The organism is Kluyvera fluvialis (assembly GCF_059725275.1).
In genome coordinates this window covers 271684-288213 of sequence record NZ_AP046142.1, presented here as the reverse complement: position 1 = coordinate 288213, position 16530 = coordinate 271684, and the positions used below count along the sequence as shown (strand labels likewise).

The 16530-nt window shown below is 52.5% G+C and carries 16 protein-coding genes; 11 read left to right on the top strand and 5 right to left on the bottom strand.

Going from position 1 to position 16530, the window contains the following annotated elements:
- Nucleotides 1-33: 33 nt before the first annotated feature.
- Nucleotides 34-1305, bottom strand: a complete 1272-nt coding sequence (locus AC6I4B_RS01340; protein ID WP_497768932.1) for an acid phosphatase — start codon at nucleotides 1303-1305, stop codon at nucleotides 34-36.
- A gap of 193 nt (nucleotides 1306-1498) precedes the next feature.
- Here AC6I4B_RS01340 and AC6I4B_RS01335 point away from each other — a divergent pair, with 193 nt between their 5' ends.
- The 5 genes from AC6I4B_RS01335 to AC6I4B_RS01315 all read left to right on the top strand — a co-directional run bounded on the left by AC6I4B_RS01335 (nucleotide 1499) and on the right by AC6I4B_RS01315 (nucleotide 6400).
- Entirely contained in the window at nucleotides 1499-2341 is an 843-nt protein-coding gene (locus AC6I4B_RS01335; RefSeq protein WP_497768930.1) for a 23S rRNA (adenine(2030)-N(6))-methyltransferase RlmJ, read from the top strand.
- 105 nt (nucleotides 2342-2446) lie between these two features.
- Entirely contained in the window at nucleotides 2447-3799 is a 1353-nt protein-coding gene (gene gorA, locus AC6I4B_RS01330) for a glutathione-disulfide reductase (protein WP_497768928.1), read from the top strand.
- Nucleotides 3800-4149: 350 nt separating this feature from the next.
- Nucleotides 4150-5037, top strand: coding sequence for a LysR family transcriptional regulator (locus tag AC6I4B_RS01325; protein WP_497768927.1), 888 nt, complete (start codon nucleotides 4150-4152; stop codon nucleotides 5035-5037).
- A 53-nt stretch (nucleotides 5038-5090) separates the two neighbouring features.
- Entirely contained in the window at nucleotides 5091-5510 is a 420-nt protein-coding gene (locus tag AC6I4B_RS01320; RefSeq protein WP_497768925.1) for a hypothetical protein, read from the top strand.
- A 2-nt stretch (nucleotides 5511-5512) separates the two neighbouring features.
- Nucleotides 5513-6400 (top strand): bestrophin family protein, encoded by an 888-nt coding sequence (locus AC6I4B_RS01315; protein WP_497768924.1) that lies wholly within the window; start codon nucleotides 5513-5515, stop codon nucleotides 6398-6400.
- Between the two features lie 12 nt (nucleotides 6401-6412).
- On the opposite strand, the gene AC6I4B_RS01310 is transcribed toward AC6I4B_RS01315, so the two are convergent.
- Nucleotides 6413-8005 carry an STY4199 family HEPN domain-containing protein gene (locus tag AC6I4B_RS01310; RefSeq protein WP_497768922.1) on the bottom strand — a complete coding sequence of 531 codons (1593 nt, stop codon included), beginning with the start codon at nucleotides 8003-8005 and terminating at the stop codon, nucleotides 6413-6415.
- A gap of 136 nt (nucleotides 8006-8141) precedes the next feature.
- Between AC6I4B_RS01310 and AC6I4B_RS01305 the strand changes: the two genes are divergently transcribed.
- Entirely contained in the window at nucleotides 8142-8687 is a 546-nt protein-coding gene (locus AC6I4B_RS01305; RefSeq protein WP_497768921.1) for a GNAT family N-acetyltransferase, read from the top strand.
- 53 nt (nucleotides 8688-8740) lie between these two features.
- Nucleotides 8741-9184: a lysozyme gene (locus AC6I4B_RS01300; protein ID WP_497768919.1), complete on the top strand. Its 444-nt coding sequence runs from the start codon at nucleotides 8741-8743 to the stop codon at nucleotides 9182-9184.
- Here the strand turns inward: AC6I4B_RS01300 and AC6I4B_RS01295 are convergent.
- Both AC6I4B_RS01295 and AC6I4B_RS01290 read right to left on the bottom strand, forming a co-directional pair.
- Nucleotides 9161-9787: a helix-turn-helix transcriptional regulator gene (locus AC6I4B_RS01295; protein WP_497768918.1), complete on the bottom strand. Its 627-nt coding sequence runs from the start codon at nucleotides 9785-9787 to the stop codon at nucleotides 9161-9163. The genes AC6I4B_RS01300 and AC6I4B_RS01295 overlap by 24 nt on opposite strands.
- Nucleotides 9788-10131: 344 nt before the next feature.
- Complete coding sequence (locus AC6I4B_RS01290) at nucleotides 10132-10890, bottom strand: SDR family NAD(P)-dependent oxidoreductase (protein WP_497768916.1); 759 nt, start codon at nucleotides 10888-10890, stop codon at nucleotides 10132-10134.
- A gap of 118 nt (nucleotides 10891-11008) precedes the next feature.
- Between AC6I4B_RS01290 and AC6I4B_RS01285 the strand changes: the two genes are divergently transcribed.
- The 3 genes from AC6I4B_RS01285 to AC6I4B_RS01275 all read left to right on the top strand — a co-directional run bounded on the left by AC6I4B_RS01285 (nucleotide 11009) and on the right by AC6I4B_RS01275 (nucleotide 14540).
- Nucleotides 11009-11908: a LysR family transcriptional regulator gene (locus AC6I4B_RS01285; RefSeq protein ID WP_497772311.1), complete on the top strand. Its 900-nt coding sequence runs from the start codon at nucleotides 11009-11011 to the stop codon at nucleotides 11906-11908.
- A gap of 47 nt (nucleotides 11909-11955) precedes the next feature.
- Nucleotides 11956-12954: an inner membrane protein YhjD gene (yhjD, locus tag AC6I4B_RS01280; RefSeq protein ID WP_497768914.1), complete on the top strand. Its 999-nt coding sequence runs from the start codon at nucleotides 11956-11958 to the stop codon at nucleotides 12952-12954.
- Nucleotides 12955-13223: 269 nt separating this feature from the next.
- Complete coding sequence (locus AC6I4B_RS01275; RefSeq protein ID WP_497768913.1) at nucleotides 13224-14540, top strand: MFS transporter; 1317 nt, start codon at nucleotides 13224-13226, stop codon at nucleotides 14538-14540.
- 36 nt (nucleotides 14541-14576) lie between these two features.
- Here the strand turns inward: AC6I4B_RS01275 and pdeH are convergent, their stop codons facing one another.
- Entirely contained in the window at nucleotides 14577-15350 is a 774-nt protein-coding gene (pdeH, locus tag AC6I4B_RS01270) for a cyclic-guanylate-specific phosphodiesterase (RefSeq protein WP_497768911.1), read from the bottom strand.
- Nucleotides 15351-15578: 228 nt separating this feature from the next.
- Between pdeH and kdgK the strand changes: the two genes are divergently transcribed.
- Nucleotides 15579-16508 carry a 2-dehydro-3-deoxygluconokinase gene (gene kdgK / locus AC6I4B_RS01265; RefSeq protein ID WP_497768909.1) on the top strand — a complete coding sequence of 310 codons (930 nt, stop codon included), beginning with the start codon at nucleotides 15579-15581 and terminating at the stop codon, nucleotides 16506-16508.
- Nucleotides 16509-16530 lie beyond the last annotated feature (22 nt).

Here is a 16530-nt window from a genome sequence, read left to right as displayed (position 1 = left end):
CCCTAACGTAATGCCCCTCACGCGATGCCTCGATTAGTGTTTTTTCTGCCCCATTTCCCATGCGGCAGGCAGGTTTAAACGCTGCCAGAATTGCTGCTCGTTGGTCACACCTGAAAGCGGATACCCCGCTGGCAGCGCACTTTTCACCATCAGCGCGCGGCGCTGAGCGGCAGACAGGTTCGGAAACGCGGTTTCCAGCAGCACTTCCGCCCCTTCAGGCACTTTCAGGCTCTGTTTTTCGCCCTTCTGCGCTGGCAGGTTGTAAGTCATGGTGAAACGGTAAAAATCGCGCATCGCCGGGTCACGATACGGGTCATCTTTGGCTGAGGTTTTGGCGCACTCCGCCAGCGAAGTGCCGCACTCTTTCTCCAGCGCCGTACGCAGTTGGTCGCGGGCTTCGTTAAATAACGCGCGATATTTAGCATCGTTCATATAGTCGGCGACGTTGCGCTGTACCACCATGCGAGAACCCATGACGTCCAGCGGGTAGTGCACGCCCAGCACAATGCGCGAATAGCCATAGCGCGCGCCACGCGTCACCAGCGCATCAAAACGCTCCGGGATCATCTGCGCCATCAATAATGCGTCAGTATAACCGGTGTTGGTATGGCCGCTAGGGAACGAGCCTCCGTGAGCAGTGTACGGCTGGTTATCTTTTACGATGAAATCGTCCGGTACCAAATGGATGGTATTGCCTGGAATCAGGAAAGGACGCGGGTTGTTAAAGTGATTTTTCGGCGCGCCAGTGCCAACTTCCGAGGCCTTAATCAACGCGGCAGCTTTGCTCAATTCACCTTTGTCGTAAGCGCTGATAAACGCTTTGCCAAGCCGTGGCCCCATCGCATCGCTCAGGAAATAGAGGTAATTGATGCCTACGGCATCCGCCAGTGCCTGATGGCGGAGGGTTTGGGTTGCATCACGGTTAATGTCGGTCACGGTGGCCAGGTTTTGCTTCACAACGTTGTCCGGCAGCGTACTGAATGCCGAAAGCAACTCGATTTCAGCCTGCTGCCTGGCTTTGCTCTGGAAGTCATAACCGCTGGCTTGCAGCCAGGCGTTGTCAGCCTGCGTTTTATTCTGTTTGGCTTGTTTGAGCCGATCGCGCGTTAACGTCTGCGCTGAACCTTTCAGCTCGCTGCGTAGTGCCGTCAGCGATTGCGCTTCCAGCGCGTCGAACGCTGGGTTAGTCGCCGCAGGAGTCACGGTGTCGGCGATCGCCGCCGCTTGATTCACCGAAATGTCCTTCGCCAGAACCGGTAGCGCCAGCACCAATGCTGATGCCAACAGTGTGATTTGCAGTTTCATTATTTTCCCTTTTATTCAAATAATTAGCTTGCCTGTTGCTGACGCTAAACATACGGCTTGACCGTTTTATGACACATTCATGTTTTGCAACATTATTGCCATAATAGAAACCTCGCCGTGGTACAGCGGTAATCCGCGCGGATCTGCGGTAAACTATCGGTCATCCTGTTTAATTCTCGGAATATCCGCATCCATGCTCAGTTATCGCCACAGCTTTCACGCAGGCAACCACGCCGACGTCCTCAAACACACCGTTCAGAGCCTGATTATTGAGTCGCTGAAAGAGAAAGAAAAACCGTTTCTCTATCTGGACACTCACGCCGGTGCAGGCCGCTATCAGCTAAGCGGTGAGCACGCCGAGCGTACCGGCGAATACCTGGAAGGCATCGCCCGTATCTGGCAGCAGGACGACCTGCCCGCCGAGCTGGAAGCGTATATCTCGGTGGTTGAGCACTTCAACCGCAGCGGCCAACTCCGCTACTACCCTGGCTCGCCATTGATTGCCCGCCAACTGCTGCGTGAGCAAGACAGCCTGCAAATGACCGAGCTGCATCCTAGCGATTTCCCGCTGCTGCGTTCCGAATTCCAAAAAGACAACCGCGCGCGCGTCGATCGTGCCGATGGCTACCAGCAGTTGAAATCCAAACTGCCGCCGGTTTCCCGCCGTGGGCTGATCCTCATTGACCCACCGTATGAAATTAAAAGCGACTATCAGGCGGTAGTGAGCGGTATCAGCGAAGGCTACAAACGTTTTGCGACCGGCACTTACGCGCTGTGGTATCCGGTAGTTCTGCGTCAACAGATCAAACGTATGATGCACGATCTAGAATCAACCGGTATCCGTAGAATCCTGCAGATTGAGTTGGCGGTACGCCCAGACAGCGACCAGCGCGGGATGACCGCCTCCGGGATGATTGTGATTAACCCGCCGTGGAAGCTGGAGGCGCAGATGAACAATGTGCTGCCGTGGCTGCACAGCAAGCTGGTTCCAGCCGGAACGGGCCATACACTGGTTAACTGGGTTGTACCTGAGTAATTACAGACATCGGTGGAACCTATCAATTTCAGGTATACAATCGCGAGTATTTTGGCGGGGAGCACGACGCTCACCCGCTCAACATTGAACGTTTGAGGAGCGGCCATGACCAAACATTACGATTACATCGCCATCGGCGGCGGCAGCGGCGGTATCGCCTCCATTAACCGTGCGGCTATGTATGGCCAGAAATGCGCGTTAATTGAAGCCAAAGACCTGGGCGGTACGTGCGTCAACGTAGGTTGCGTGCCGAAAAAAGTGATGTGGCATGCCGCGCAGATTCGCGAAGCCATCCATATGTATGGCCCAGATTACGGCTTCGACGCCACCATCAATCACTTCGACTGGGATAAACTCATCGCCAGCCGCACCGCCTACATTGACCGTATTCACACCTCGTACGATAACGTGCTGGGCAAAAATAAAGTGGACGTTATCAAAGGCTTTGCCCGTTTTGTCGATGCCAAAACAATCGAAGTGAACGGTGAGACGATCACCGCCGATCATATTCTGATCGCCACCGGTGGCCGCCCAAGCCATCCGAATATTCCAGGCGCTGAATACGGTATCGATTCTAACGGTTTCTTCGAACTGCCTGCGCTGCCAAAACGCGTTGCCGTTGTTGGTGCGGGTTACATCGCCGTTGAACTGGCGGGCGTGATTAACGGCCTGGGTGCAGAAACGCATCTGTTTGTGCGTAAACATGCGCCGCTGCGTAGCTTTGATCCGCTGATTGTTGAAACGCTGGTTGAAGTGATGAACGCCGAAGGCCCGCAGTTGCACACCCAGGCAATTCCGCAGTCTGTAGTGAAAAACGCTGACGGCAGCCTGACGCTGACGCTGGAAGATGGTCGCAGCCAAACTGTCGATTGCCTGATTTGGGCAATTGGTCGTGAACCGGCTACCGATGATTTCAACCTGGCGGCAACGGGCGTGAAAACCAACGATAAAGGCTACATCATCGTTGATAAGTTCCAGAACACTAACGTACCTGGCATCTACGCTGTCGGTGATAACACTGGGGCGGTTGAGCTGACGCCAGTGGCCGTTGCCGCAGGCCGTCGCCTGTCTGAGCGCCTGTTTAATAACAAGCCGGACGAGCATCTGGACTACAGCAATATCCCGACCGTGGTCTTTAGCCACCCGCCAATCGGCACTGTCGGTTTAACAGAACCCCAGGCGCGTGAGCAGTATGGCGACGACGCGGTGAAGGTGTATAAATCCTCCTTCACCGCGATGTACACCGCCGTAACCTCACACCGCCAGCCGTGCCGCATGAAGCTGGTTTGCGTAGGCCCGGAAGAGAAGATTGTCGGTATTCACGGCATCGGCTTCGGTATGGATGAAATGCTGCAAGGCTTCGCCGTGGCGCTGAAAATGGGCGCAACCAAGAAAGACTTCGACAACACCGTGGCGATTCACCCAACGGCGGCAGAAGAGTTTGTGACCATGCGCTAAGCGCGAGTTTATCTGCCATCAATAAAAGCCGCCCTTTCTTCTGAAAGGGCGGCTTTCTGTTTTAATGTTGACATAGACTTACCTGCCTGTGATTATTTATTGCGTCTCAAACAATGATTATTCACTTTATCTTTTCGCCCATTCCTATTTATAACCATCATTGATTACATATATAACCCGTAAGGGGCACACACCAGGTATTTTATTATTTACCACCGCACCCTGGCTCCCCTGTGCTATTTTAAAATACAGATAATTAAACAATTAACCGTTTTTAATTAAACAATCCGGTATATACAGACTCAATAGCGCTACGTATAATTTGCACTGTCATATAGTAAGGTTAGATTATGCTCAAGCATGTTCAGGATATGGCGCTTTTCGCGCTGCTGGTAAAAAATGGTTCGTTTACAAGAACCGCTACTGAACTGGGCATGACAAAATCACGCATCAGCCAGCGCATTAGCGCGCTTGAAGAGTACCTTAACCTTCGGTTGCTGAACCGCACCACGCGGAAATTTTCCCTGACGGCTGACGGCGAGCGCTACCTGGCCTATTGCCATGAAGTGGTGGATGCCAGCATTCGCGGCGACAACACCGTAAAAGCGTTGCACAGCAAGACCGGCGGTAAGCTCAAGATTGTTGCGCCCCCGGGCTTTATGACCAGCATTCTGCCAGCGGTGCATCATCAGTTTTTACAAGCTCACTCAGACATTGAGCTGCAACTGATTACCGCCGACTCGTTTTATGGCTCCGTGGGCAGCGAATTTGATATTGCCTACCGGATTGGTAAGCCCTCCGACGACAGCTGTATTGGCCGCTTTCTGGGGACGTTTAGCCGCTTTGTGGTCTGCACGCCGGAGTATCAGGCTCAGCATGAGATCAGCCGCCCACAGCAGTTGAACCACTGTGACCTGATTACCCATCGCACGTGGAAAAGTATCGCCCTGTTTCGCGGTGAGGAAAGCTATGAGCTGCTCATGCCGTTACGGCATACCAGCGACAATCTGACCTACATTCTCCAGCAGACATTGCAGGGAACTGGGGTTGCTATTTTGCCCGAGTATATTGTGAAGCCTTATCAGCAAAGCGGACAATTAATCACCTTATTAGCAGATTGGGCAGTACAAAAAATAGATCTCTGGATGATCTATCAAAGTAAGACACGGAATCCAATGGTGCTTCGCAATTATATCGACTTCGTTACCCAATACGATATTTTACGCAACGCCATATAATCATCGATGCCATTGGCATCACCTATTTTCAAGCCAGTTATATCGAAATTAAAATGACTCATCACACTATTTCTTTAGAAGAAAAAGCACTCCTTATCTTTAATCATAAAAACAAAATGGATAAATACTGGAATACCTATTCCATGGAGTTGATAACCCAAATTACGGCGACCGAACGGCAGTATCATCATCAGATAACACCCAGTGAGAAAGGCCGTTTAACGGTCAATATTTTCGGCGGCGCGAATATCAACATCATTCGCTCACAGGTGTTTGGTGAAATACAGATTAATTTTGAGGTTGAATCTCAAGAGCTTGGCCGCGTGGAGATCCCGCCCTCTTATATCGACAGCCAGGGGAAACTCGACCGCACCATTGCGGTTCAGGATAAAACACAGGTCTTTAACCACTACCTCGAACGTTTACAGATTGTCTACGATGCCATTCTGGCACTGTCACAAGAGAAGGCATAACCATGATAGTCAGGCCGGATCAAACCTGGTTCAGGAAACTGTTTTCATGGCGCGGGTCAATCATGCGAAAAATATCGCCCCAGCTATGCTTCTTTATCGCGCTTAACGTGGCGTACCTGTTTGCGCTGCCGCTTTTGCATCTGCACGGGATCATCGCCAAAGAAAGCTCGTTCTATTTTATTGGGATTTCTATTTCCATCTCGGTCTTTCTGGGCTTTCGCAATAATACCGCGTGGCTGCGCTACTGGGAGGCGCGCAAACTGTGGGGCGATTTACTGATTGTGAACCGCTCGCTGATGCGAGAAATCATCAACACCACTCATACCAGCAAGGAAGAGAGAAAAGTGGTGCTGGAGTTAATGGTGACCTACTGCACCACGCTAAAATCAAAGCTCCGCCACGGGCCGGTTCCGGTGTCCCGAGCGCTGGATTATCAGCACCTGACAACCCCCTGCAACGCGCTGTTGCAGAACATCGGGCAATGGCTGTACCAGCATCGACCGAATGAATTTATTTACCGCAACTTCAACCATTATCTCAATCAAATCAGCACGATTCAGGGCGGCTGCGAGCGCATCAGTAATACACCGATACCCTATGCTTACTCGCTGTTATTGCACCGTACAGTGGGCCTCTTTTGCGCGGTGTATCCACTGCTGTTGATTCATGATTTCGGTTTTCTAACGCTGCTATTTTCCATTTTTACGACCTACGCACTGCTGGCGCTGGATGCCATCGCCACCGAGCTGGAAGATCCGTTCGGTACGGAAGATAACGACTTGCCGTTAAACGCTATCTGCAATGCCATTGAAATAGACCTGCGAGAGATGGTGAATGACCACCTCGTGCCGCGCAAAATGCAGCCGGACTCGCACTACCGCCTGCTTTAGCCACCTTCGTTTTCAGCGGATGACGTCATAAATAGACTTCTGTATTGAAAGCCATTTTTTACTTTGCGCATCGCCCAGCGTGTTGTTGCGTTGCTGGGCGCTATCAACCGCGACCCGCTGGCGAGCCACGACCGAAGGCCCCGTGCAGAAAGCCTGAAGATACGATTTGCGCAGCGCATTTAACTTCGCCCCTTGCGAGAGTTCATGCGTCAGGGTGTTGATAAACCGGCGGCAAGGCTTGGCTTCACTCATTTGCTGACGATAACGCAGCAGCAGGTTCAGCACCGCTTCATGCCGGGAGGACATCGCCAAATCGGTCCATGCCAGTTGCCAGTTCATGCCCCCGCGTAAAAAAAGCTCCGCCACCTCGGTATCATCCTTATCAATAGCGGCACGCAGCGCATTGCTGTCCCATAAGATCCCACGGCTGGCGAGAATATCGCGCGGTGAGGCCACCGGATTGGCGTCCGGATAATCATCGCCAGTGCCGTAAAATGAATCTACCGATGCCAAAGGCTCCTGCGACGACGTCAGCATCCCAATACCGCCGAGCGAGATACCCAGCACCGTCACGCCGACCGCGCCCCACAGCACGGCGGAGATAACCCTTTCACGCGCGTTGGAGTGCAGGTGCGTTTTACGTTGCCGCCGCTCAATACTGTCGGCAATCGGCTGCGCATCAGGGCCATAGGCCTGCGCATCTTGTGCCGCCAGCATCCAAAAATGCTGAACTTCACCACCATCCGCTGCCATCAGGCTTGCGGGGTTCACCGCCGTACGCCCTTGTTCATAGGCGCGCTGCACCGGCGCGGTAATTTGCTGCGTGTAGTGCTCCAACAACAGGCACTCCATTTCGCTCAATGGGCGCTGCGCCAGCAGGGTATTACGCATCCGGCGGATATCGTCGAGAAAGGCGTGCAACGTCAGGCGCTGCTCCACCAAAAAGGTGAGTGACGTCCCGTAGTTAAATAGCGGGGCGTAGTAGCGTGAAAACGCTTTTTTATCGATGACCAACAGCACTAACTCACTGAATGTCATGCCATCGAGAATATTGTCTGACCGGCTACGTGACTGCCAGCGCGCCACCGCAGGTATGCCAAAATGGGTGCGTAAGGCGTGATGAAAAGGTATCGGCTCTGGCCAGGCTTGCGCCACCAGCCCACGTAGCGTGAGTTGGATCGTGCGAATTTGCCGTTCTGCCTGCTCTTGCAGCGGCTCGGCATCGCTGGCATAGCTGGTGTTAAACATCAGCAACGGCTGATGTTGTTTCATCTGTTCCAGCGTCACCACAAAACGTTCGGCGGCAATCAGTTGGTTTTCCGTCGCCACCAGGCCTTGCTCATAAGAGGGAAGGCCCTGCTGAAGATAACGTAGCTGGAGCATAAATTCGCTCAGTTGGCTGTCGTTGATATTCAGCCGTTGCGCCACTGCGCCCCACCCTCCCAGGTTCAGACGGGCGAAGTCGAGCTGCTCCAGGAACCAGCGGGGATCTTTGCCTTCGCTAACGCGTAATTTTAACAGTGAGAGTATTTCTACTGCGGCCTGACGAATCACGTTCAGGCAATGCTCAAATTGCTGGCCAACCTGATGCGATGACGTCGCCATCTTCCTGTTCCTTAATCAACAGCAAGGTCATTTAACCTTAGGATTAATATGTTATGTTTCTGTTATTTTTGTCGTTACACCATAGATCAATTCAGGCAAATTAACAGTCACACCTCCCTGTTTAGAATGTGAAATTATGACCGCGCTCACTACCGAACGTTTAAGTTGCACCGTGATAACCCCCGACGATTGGCCTTTCTTTTTGGCGCTACAGCAAAACCCGCAGGTGATGCGCTATGTCGCCGATAACCGAAGCGAACGCGAAATTCGGGATGCCTTTGATTCTCGCCTGTCGCCCTGGTCCCCCGGCGCGCCCCATTGGCTATGTATGGTGGTGCGCGATGCCCGGCAACAGCCGCTCGGCATCACCGGTTATATTCACCGGGACACGGACTGCGCAGAGGTCGGTTTTTTATTTGCACCACAGGCTCAAGGCTTGGGCTACGGCACTGAATCGCTGCGCGCCGTATGCGACTATGCCTTTGGTGATGGCGGCATCCGACGCCTGACAGCAACAGTCACGGTGGGTAATATCGCTTCCCGGCGCACGCTAGAAAAAGTCGGTTTCCGCCTTGAGGGCGAACTGCGCGAGAGCTATTTGCTCGCCGGGCGCTGGCACAATGACTGGCTTTTCGGCTTACTTAGCCATGAGTATGATAAATCACCGACATCTGGCCAATAGTCGAGCACCATCCATTCTTTTACACTCGTTGCACAACCTAACGAGGATAAAAGATGTCGCTTACCACTCTCACGCCCAGCCCTGATGGGCTGGCGTTTATTAAGCGTTATCAAGGGCTTTCGCTAGAGAAATACCAGGATGACGACGGGCTATGGCTCATTGGCTATGGCCACCTGATTCGCGATCACGATATGTTCGACGCGCCGTTAACGCTGGCGCAGGTTGAAGATTTGTTTCAGCAAGATGTGGATTATTACCACCGAGTGCTCTGTGCCTGTGTGCGGATGCCGTTAACTCAACATCAGTACGATGCCCTACTGTCGCTGGCGTTTAGCCTGGGGCCGGAGGGCGTACAGCAATCGCCTATCGTGAGCTGTATTAATCGTGGTGAGTTCAGCGCGGCGCTGCATACGTGGAAGGGAGAAGCAGAATTACGGAGCAGCCTGGCCGTACAGCGCCAGGCTGAGTCTGCTTTATTCGATACAGCTGTTTGGTGATATATCCTGCTGATTAAGTAGCATCGCGGCCTGAGTGCGATTTTTAACATCAAGGCGACGGTATAATGACTCCAGATGTGCTTTTACCGTTCCCGCACTGATATTTAATGTTCGGCTAATCTGTTTGTTCGATTCACCACTCGCCAGTAGCGACAATATTTCCCGCTGACGTTGACTGAGATGCTTTAATCCTTGTTTTTCCGTTTCATGGTCCATTTTCCAGTCACCCGGCAAACAAATTAACCCTCGCATTACGCTTTTAATTGTCTGTACAAAAACCTCAACGCTGGCATCGCGTGAGACAATCGCATGGACGTTCAACGCCATCATGTCACTTAACCATGCCTGTTTGTAATCATTCACCACAATTATTCCCCGAGAGTCGGGAAACTGTTGATGTTTCTCCTTTAATAGCCACTGACAAAAGCCGTGGTCCATCTCACCGTCCAGAATGAGCAGCGAATCTGGATGCCGCAGTAGTTGCCGCCACAGGTCATCGGCCTGACTAACAGCGGAAATATCAATTCCTGGAATATGTTCCTGTAAGCTAAGTTTCATTCCATGAATAAATATTGACTGCCTGTCAAACATTATTACCTGCATAACGATTTCCCCATAAAATAATAAAATCTACTCTCATGGCGTGCAGAGTAGCCCTCGCGGCAGGAAATAAGAACTTGCCGTTTGGCCTGGGGCATTTTACGTAGATATTCTGTGATCTAAACATCATAATTATAGATAATTACAACCTTATCGTAGTAATTACGCATTCACATCGTTAATCACATCTGAAATAAGAAATGGATTAAATAGTAACGGCGGGGAATAATATTAATTAAAAGAAATGTAGGACAAAGCCGTTACCATTGGAAGCACAAAACAAAATAAGTCCACATGTGGACTTATTTTGGCACTTTATGTCGATAATGCTGTTTCCAGCAGCAGCGTTACAGGAACATGCCGCCGGAGACTTCAATACGCTGAGCATTCATCCAGCGCAGATTATCACTGAGTATGGCGGCAATTGCATCACCAATGTCGTCGGGTAATCCTGTGCGACCGAGCGCCGTTTGCGAGGCCACATAGTGGTTCAACGCCTGGTCATCGCGCAGGTGTCCACCGCCAAAATCCGTTTCGATCGCTCCTGGCGCAATACTGTTGACCGAAATACCCCGCGCACCCAGCTCTTTCGCCTGATAACGGGTCAGCACTTCCATTGCCCCCTTCATAGAGGCATACGCCGCGTAGCCCGGCAGTGCGAACCGCGCCAACCCCGTAGAAACGTTCAGAATGCGCCCGCCGTCTTCCAGCAGCGGCAACAGGCTCTGAGTCAGGAAGAACGGCCCCTTAAAGTGGATGTTCATCAGCTCATCAAACAGGGTTTCCGATGTCTGCGCAAACGGGGCATAAAGGCCGACACCGGCGTTGTTCACTAAATAATCAAATGTCTCACGCCCCCACACTTGATGGAGCTGAGTTTTCACCTGCTGAGTGAACTGCGCGAAGCTCGCCACATCGCTGACGTTCAACTGCAAAGCCACGGCTTTCGCCCCTCGTTGCTCAATGTCAGCCACCACCTGTAACGCCGCTTCACGCTGGCTGTTATAGGTGAAAATAATATCCGTTCCCTGTGCGGCCAGCTTCAGCACGGCATTTTTACCTAATCCACGGCTGCCGCCAGTCACTAATGCGATACGTTGGGTCATAGAAACCTCATGTCAGATGGTGTTTGCGTTACGGACAAGCTTATTAGGTGATGTATAAACAATAAATGTAGTAAATTACGCTTCACTGTCTCATTTAAAACAACAATAGGTCATGCTGATGGATAAAATTCACGCAATGCAACTATTCATCCGCGTGGCTGAACTGGAGAGTTTTTCCAGGGCGGCAGAAACGCTGGGCCTGCCTAAAGGTAGCGTATCGCGGCAAATTCAGGCGCTGGAAAACCATCTGGGCTGCCGACTGTTGCACCGCACTACCCGCCGCGTTCTGCTCACCCAGGACGGCATGGTTTACTACGAACGCGCCAAAGATTTGTTAAGTAACCTGGATGAACTGGACGCCATGTTCCAAAATGACCCCAGTAGCATCAGCGGGCGGTTGCGCGTCGATATGCCGGTGGCTATTGCTAAAAACGTGGTGATCCCTCGATTACCGGCGTTCTTGCAGCAATATCCCGGCATTGAGCTAGAGCTCAGCAGCAGCGACCGCTTGGTAGATGTCATTCGCGAAGGTTTTGACTGCGTGGTGCGTGTCGGCACGCTAAAAGACTCCGGGCTTATCGCCAGGCCGCTAGGCAAGCTGACTATCATCAACTGCGCCAGCCCAGGCTATTTGGCCCGTTTCGGTTACCCGGAATCACTGGAAGATCTCAGTACCCATGCGCTGATACACTACGCCACCAACCTGGGTATTCGACCGCAAGGTTTTGAAGTTGCCAGGGATAATGGTAGCCAATGGGTAAAAACCGGTGGCGTGTTGACGGTGAACAGCACCGAAACCTATCACGCCGCCTGTCTGGCGGGGCTGGGGATTATCCAGGTTCCCCGCGTTGGCATGCGTGACGCACTGCGCAGCGGCAAGCTGGTTGAGCTGTTGCCGCAATACCGGGCAGAACCGATGCCGGTATCACTGATTTATCCCCATCGCCGTAATCTTTCGCGCCGGGTGCATCTGTTTATGGAATGGTTGACCGAGGTGTTGAAGGATTATGTTGATTGAGAAACGTCTACACTTAAGTGAGACACGAAAAAAGGAAAACACCCCTAATGACGTCGGTAAATGACGAGAAACAACCAGAACAGGATGCGGAAAAAAGTACGCTTTCTTCCGCACAGCAAAAGGCCAACGCAGCGCTGGACACCGTGACCAGTACAGCACAGAAGATTCAGCGCATCCCCGTTATCGCTCACCTGCTTCGCGCTGCCGAGCGCTTCAATGATCGGATGGGTAATCAGTTTGGCGCAGCAATCACCTATTTTTCATTTTTATCGATGATCCCTATCCTGATGGTGTCGTTTGCCGCCGGTGGTTTTATCCTCGCCTCGCACCCCACACTGTTGCAGGATATCTTCAGTAAGATCCTCGCTAACGTCAGCGATCCTACGCTGGCGGCAACCTTAAAAAGCACCATCAACACCGCCGTGCAGCAGCGTACCACCGTGGGTTTAGTCGGGCTGGGGATTGCGCTCTATTCAGGGATCAACTGGATGGGGAACCTGCGCGAGGCGATTCGCGCCCAGTCGCGCGACGTCTGGGAACGCACCCCGCAAGACCAGGAAGCCATTTGGCTAAAGTACCTGCGTGATTTTGTCTCGCTGATTGGCCTATTGATTGCGCTCATCGTCACCCTGTCCATTACCTCTATCTCCGGCTCGGCGCAGCAGATGATTATCTCGGCGCTGTATCTTGACCATATCGAGTGGCTGAAACCGGCGTGGCGATTGATTGGCCTGGCGATTTCTATTTTCGCCAACTATCTGTTGTTCTTCTGGATTTTCTGGCGGTTACCGCACCATCGCCCGCGTAGAAAAGCGCTCATTCGCGGCACGTTTATCGCCGCTATTGGCTTTGAGGTGATAAAAATCATCATGACCTGGACGCTGCCAACGCTGGTGAAATCCCCTTCTGGTGCAGCGTTTGGTTCGGTGCTCGGCCTGATGGCGTTCTTCTACTTCTTCGCGCGCCTGACCTTGTTCTGTGCGGCGTGGATTGCCACCGCCGAATACAAAGACGACCCAAGAATGCCGGGCAAAAGTCACACTTAAACACGGTGTTGGGCTGAGAGATAATGAAAAACTTCAGCCCAGCTCATCGTTTCAGCATATAAATCCAGCTTGTAACTTTTATTTAACCGAAAACCAGTTTTATCATCTAACTTATAAAAAGTGTGAAGCATTTCATGGATGATAAATTCCCGGTATAAAAATTATCCACTTTTTCACCATTTTCTCCCCATTTTACAATCTTGTTACAGATTGAAATGTCGCTTTTGCTATGTCTAATATGGCCTTTCGTTACCTAATTAGAAAAAACTATGACCAGCACAACACTCGACAACGAACAGGCTACCGCCCCGGTTAACTCGCGAAATAAAGTCGTCGTGGCATCGCTTATTGGCACTGCCATAGAGTTTTTCGACTTCTATATTTACGCGACCGCTGCGGTTATCGTCTTTCCACACATCTTCTTCCCGCAGGGCGACCCGACGGCCGCCACGCTGCAATCGCTGGCGACGTTCGCTATCGCCTTCGTCGCACGCCCGATAGGCTCGGCGCTTTTCGGTCACTTTGGTGACCGCGTTGGGCGTAAGGTCACGCTGGTGGCGTCGCTGCTAACGATGGGGATTTCAACCGTGGTGATTGGCCTGCTGCCAGGCTACGAATCCATTGGGATCCTCGCTCCAATGCTGCTGGCGCTGGCGCGTTTTGGCCAGGGTTTAGGTCTGGGAGGTGAATGGGGTGGCGCTGCGCTGCTGGCAACCGAGAACGCGCCGCCACGCAAGCGCGCGTTGTATGGCTCTTTCCCGCAGTTAGGCGCACCGATTGGCTTCTTCTTCGCTAACGGTACTTTCCTGCTGCTGTCGTGGCTGCTGACTGACCAACAGTTCATGACCTGGGGCTGGCGTGTGCCGTTTATCTTCTCTGCCGTGCTGGTGATTATCGGCCTGTACGTGCGCGTTTCGCTACACGAAACGCCGGTGTTTGCCAAAGTCGCCGCCGCGAAAAAACAGGTCAAAGTACCGATGGGGACGCTGCTGAGCAAACACGTCCGTGTGACGGTGCTGGGCACGTTCATTATGCTGGCGACTTATACGCTGTTCTATATTATGACGGTCTACTCAATGACCTACAGCACAGCCGCCGCGCCAAACGGGCTGGGGCTGCCGCGTAACGAAGTGCTGTGGATGTTAATGCTGGCGGTGATTGGTTTTGGGGTGATGGTTCCGGTGGCGGGCCTGTTGGCAGACCGTTTTGGTCGTCGCCCAAGCATGATAATCATCACCTGCCTGATCATCGTCTTCGCGCTGTTCTTCTTCCAGCCTCTGCTTGGCTCTGGGGATCCGGCGCTGATTATGCTGTATCTGTTGGTGGGTTTAAGCCTGATGGGGCTGACTTTTGGCCCAATGGGCGCGCTGCTGCCAGAGCTGTTCCCAACGGAAGTGCGCTATACCGGTGCCTCGTTCTCCTACAACGTGGCGTCGATTTTAGGCGCTTCTGTCGCGCCGTATATCGCCGCCTGGTTGCAGAGCAGTTATGGGTTGTTTTACGTCGGGGTTTATTTGGCGGCAATGGCGGCTCTGACGTTAATCGCACTGCTGTTGACGCACGAAACGCGCCACGAGTCGCTGTAAGTTATTCCTGGCTGGCCTACGCGCAGTGGGCCAGCATTACACCAAATCAATCATCAAGTTATCCAGCGTGGTCATCGGAACCGGACGCGATAAAAAATATCCCTGCGCCGCATGAGCCGGTGACTGCTGCACTTCACGCCACTCCTCCAGCGTTTCTACGCCTTCGACAATCACCCCTTCGCAATAGCGATTCATCAGCTGTAACAGCAAGATAAACAGCTTGCGGCCTTCTGGGGTTTTACGCAGCATGATAAACAGTTCGCGCGCCACTTTAATGTAGTCGTAACGGACTTCATTCAGCGCCGAGAAGTTTGCCATCCCCGTGCCAAAATCATCCAGCCACAGCGGGCCAAACTCACTCAGCGAGGCGACCGTAGAATCCTGCGGTAGCGGCATGTGTTCCACCAATTCAAAACGCAGCCACGGCAGCGTTTCAATCATCGTTCTCAGGATCCTATCCTGTCGCATCTCCAGCAACGTGGGGGCATCGACGTTAACCGAAGCCAGCACTTTATTCTGCTCAAAGAAGCGTTTCTTTTTTGCCAGCATTGCCACCTGTTCCTTGATGACATGAATTCGCTGACCAACGGACACAGCGGCGAAGTAACGATCCGGGGCAATACGTTGTTGCGGTTGAGAAGGATGGGCCACTATCGTTAACACCTCTATCGCCATCAGGCGGCCCTGCGTCGTGTAGATAGGCTGGTAGGTATAGACGCGCTCACACTCTTGCCAATAACGCAGCTGCTGTAGGCTTTCTAGCTCCGCATCAGGAACTCTCGCCCGCTGGCTCACCTGCTTTAACGTCATTTAAGCTTCCTGTGAATAGAGGGTCGGAGTGTCTGGTCATAAAGTTATCGGCGGCGTCAGTGAGAACTTTACGCCCAGGTGCAGCCATTTTATTTTCTCTGGATGACGACCAATGCACCGTAACACGCGCTAGCTCAAAAAAAATAATGGAACGTTGTTTTAATATAGTTGACCATTGATTAGTCACAGCGCACACTACGCTAAGTTTACCGTTTCAGGTTGATGATTATGTCTAAAAAAATTGCCGTGATTGGCGAATGTATGATTGAGCTGTCCGAAAAGGGCGCGAACGTTAACCGCGGCTTTGGCGGCGATACCTTAAACACCTCCGTCTATATCGCTCGTCAGGTTTCTCCTGCTGAACTCAGTGTCAACTACGTTACCGCACTCGGTACTGACACATTCAGCCAGCAGATGATGGACGCCTGGCAGGCAGAGAACGTCAAAACCGATCTGATTCAGCGCATGAGCGACCGTATGCCTGGCCTGTACTACATCGAAACCGATGATACCGGCGAGCGTACGTTCTACTACTGGCGCAACGAAGCCGCTGCAAAATTCTGGCTGGAGAGCGAGCAGTCTGCCGCTATCTGCGAGCAACTGGCGCACTTTGACTACCTGTATCTGAGCGGAATCAGCCTCGCTATCCTCAGCCCTGCAAGCCGTGAAAAACTGCTGGCGCTGCTGAGCCAGTGCCGTGCAAACGGCGGCAAAGTTATCTTTGATAACAACTACCGTCCGCGTCTGTGGGCCAGCAAAGAAGAGACTCAGCAGGTTTATCAGCAGATGCTGCAATGCACGGATATCGCCTTCCTGACGCTGGACGATGAAGACGCGCTGTGGGGCGAGAAACCGGTTGAAGAGGTTATTGCTCGTACCCAGGCGGCAGGCGTGAGCGAAGTGGTGGTGAAACGTGGCGCAGACTCTTGCCTGGTCGCCATTACTGGCGAGCCGCTGATTGATGTCGCGGCAGTGAAACTGCCGAAAGAAAAAGTGGTGGATACCACCGCCGCAGGTGACTCCTTCAGCGCCGGTTATCTCTCCGTCCGCTTAACCGGTGGCGATGCCGAAGCCGCCGCCAAACGCGGTCATCTAACGGCGAGCACCGTGATTCAGCACCGTGGGGCGATTATCCCGCGCGATGCGATGCCAGCGTAAGATTGCAGGCATAAAAAAACCT

Coding starts and splice junctions, on each gene's coding strand:
- yhjD (WP_497768914.1), top strand. CDS start 11,956: ATGACGTCGGTAAATGACGAGAAACAACCAGAACAGGATGCGGAAAAA.
- AC6I4B_RS01335 (WP_497768930.1), top strand. CDS start 1,499: ATGCTCAGTTATCGCCACAGCTTTCACGCAGGCAACCACGCCGACGTC.
- AC6I4B_RS01325 (WP_497768927.1), top strand. CDS start 4,150: ATGCTCAAGCATGTTCAGGATATGGCGCTTTTCGCGCTGCTGGTAAAA.
- AC6I4B_RS01300 (WP_497768919.1), top strand. CDS start 8,741: ATGTCGCTTACCACTCTCACGCCCAGCCCTGATGGGCTGGCGTTTATT.
- AC6I4B_RS01340 (WP_497768932.1), bottom strand. CDS start 1,305: ATGAAACTGCAAATCACACTGTTGGCATCAGCATTGGTGCTGGCGCTA.
- AC6I4B_RS01315 (WP_497768924.1), top strand. CDS start 5,513: ATGATAGTCAGGCCGGATCAAACCTGGTTCAGGAAACTGTTTTCATGG.
- gorA (WP_497768928.1), top strand. CDS start 2,447: ATGACCAAACATTACGATTACATCGCCATCGGCGGCGGCAGCGGCGGT.
- kdgK (WP_497768909.1), top strand. CDS start 15,579: ATGTCTAAAAAAATTGCCGTGATTGGCGAATGTATGATTGAGCTGTCC.
- AC6I4B_RS01310 (WP_497768922.1), bottom strand. CDS start 8,005: ATGGCGACGTCATCGCATCAGGTTGGCCAGCAATTTGAGCATTGCCTG.
- AC6I4B_RS01275 (WP_497768913.1), top strand. CDS start 13,224: ATGACCAGCACAACACTCGACAACGAACAGGCTACCGCCCCGGTTAAC.
- AC6I4B_RS01285 (WP_497772311.1), top strand. CDS start 11,009: ATGGATAAAATTCACGCAATGCAACTATTCATCCGCGTGGCTGAACTG.
- AC6I4B_RS01290 (WP_497768916.1), bottom strand. CDS start 10,890: ATGACCCAACGTATCGCATTAGTGACTGGCGGCAGCCGTGGATTAGGT.
- pdeH (WP_497768911.1), bottom strand. CDS start 15,350: ATGACGTTAAAGCAGGTGAGCCAGCGGGCGAGAGTTCCTGATGCGGAG.
- AC6I4B_RS01295 (WP_497768918.1), bottom strand. CDS start 9,787: ATGCAGGTAATAATGTTTGACAGGCAGTCAATATTTATTCATGGAATG.
- AC6I4B_RS01305 (WP_497768921.1), top strand. CDS start 8,142: ATGACCGCGCTCACTACCGAACGTTTAAGTTGCACCGTGATAACCCCC.
- AC6I4B_RS01320 (WP_497768925.1), top strand. CDS start 5,091: ATGACTCATCACACTATTTCTTTAGAAGAAAAAGCACTCCTTATCTTT.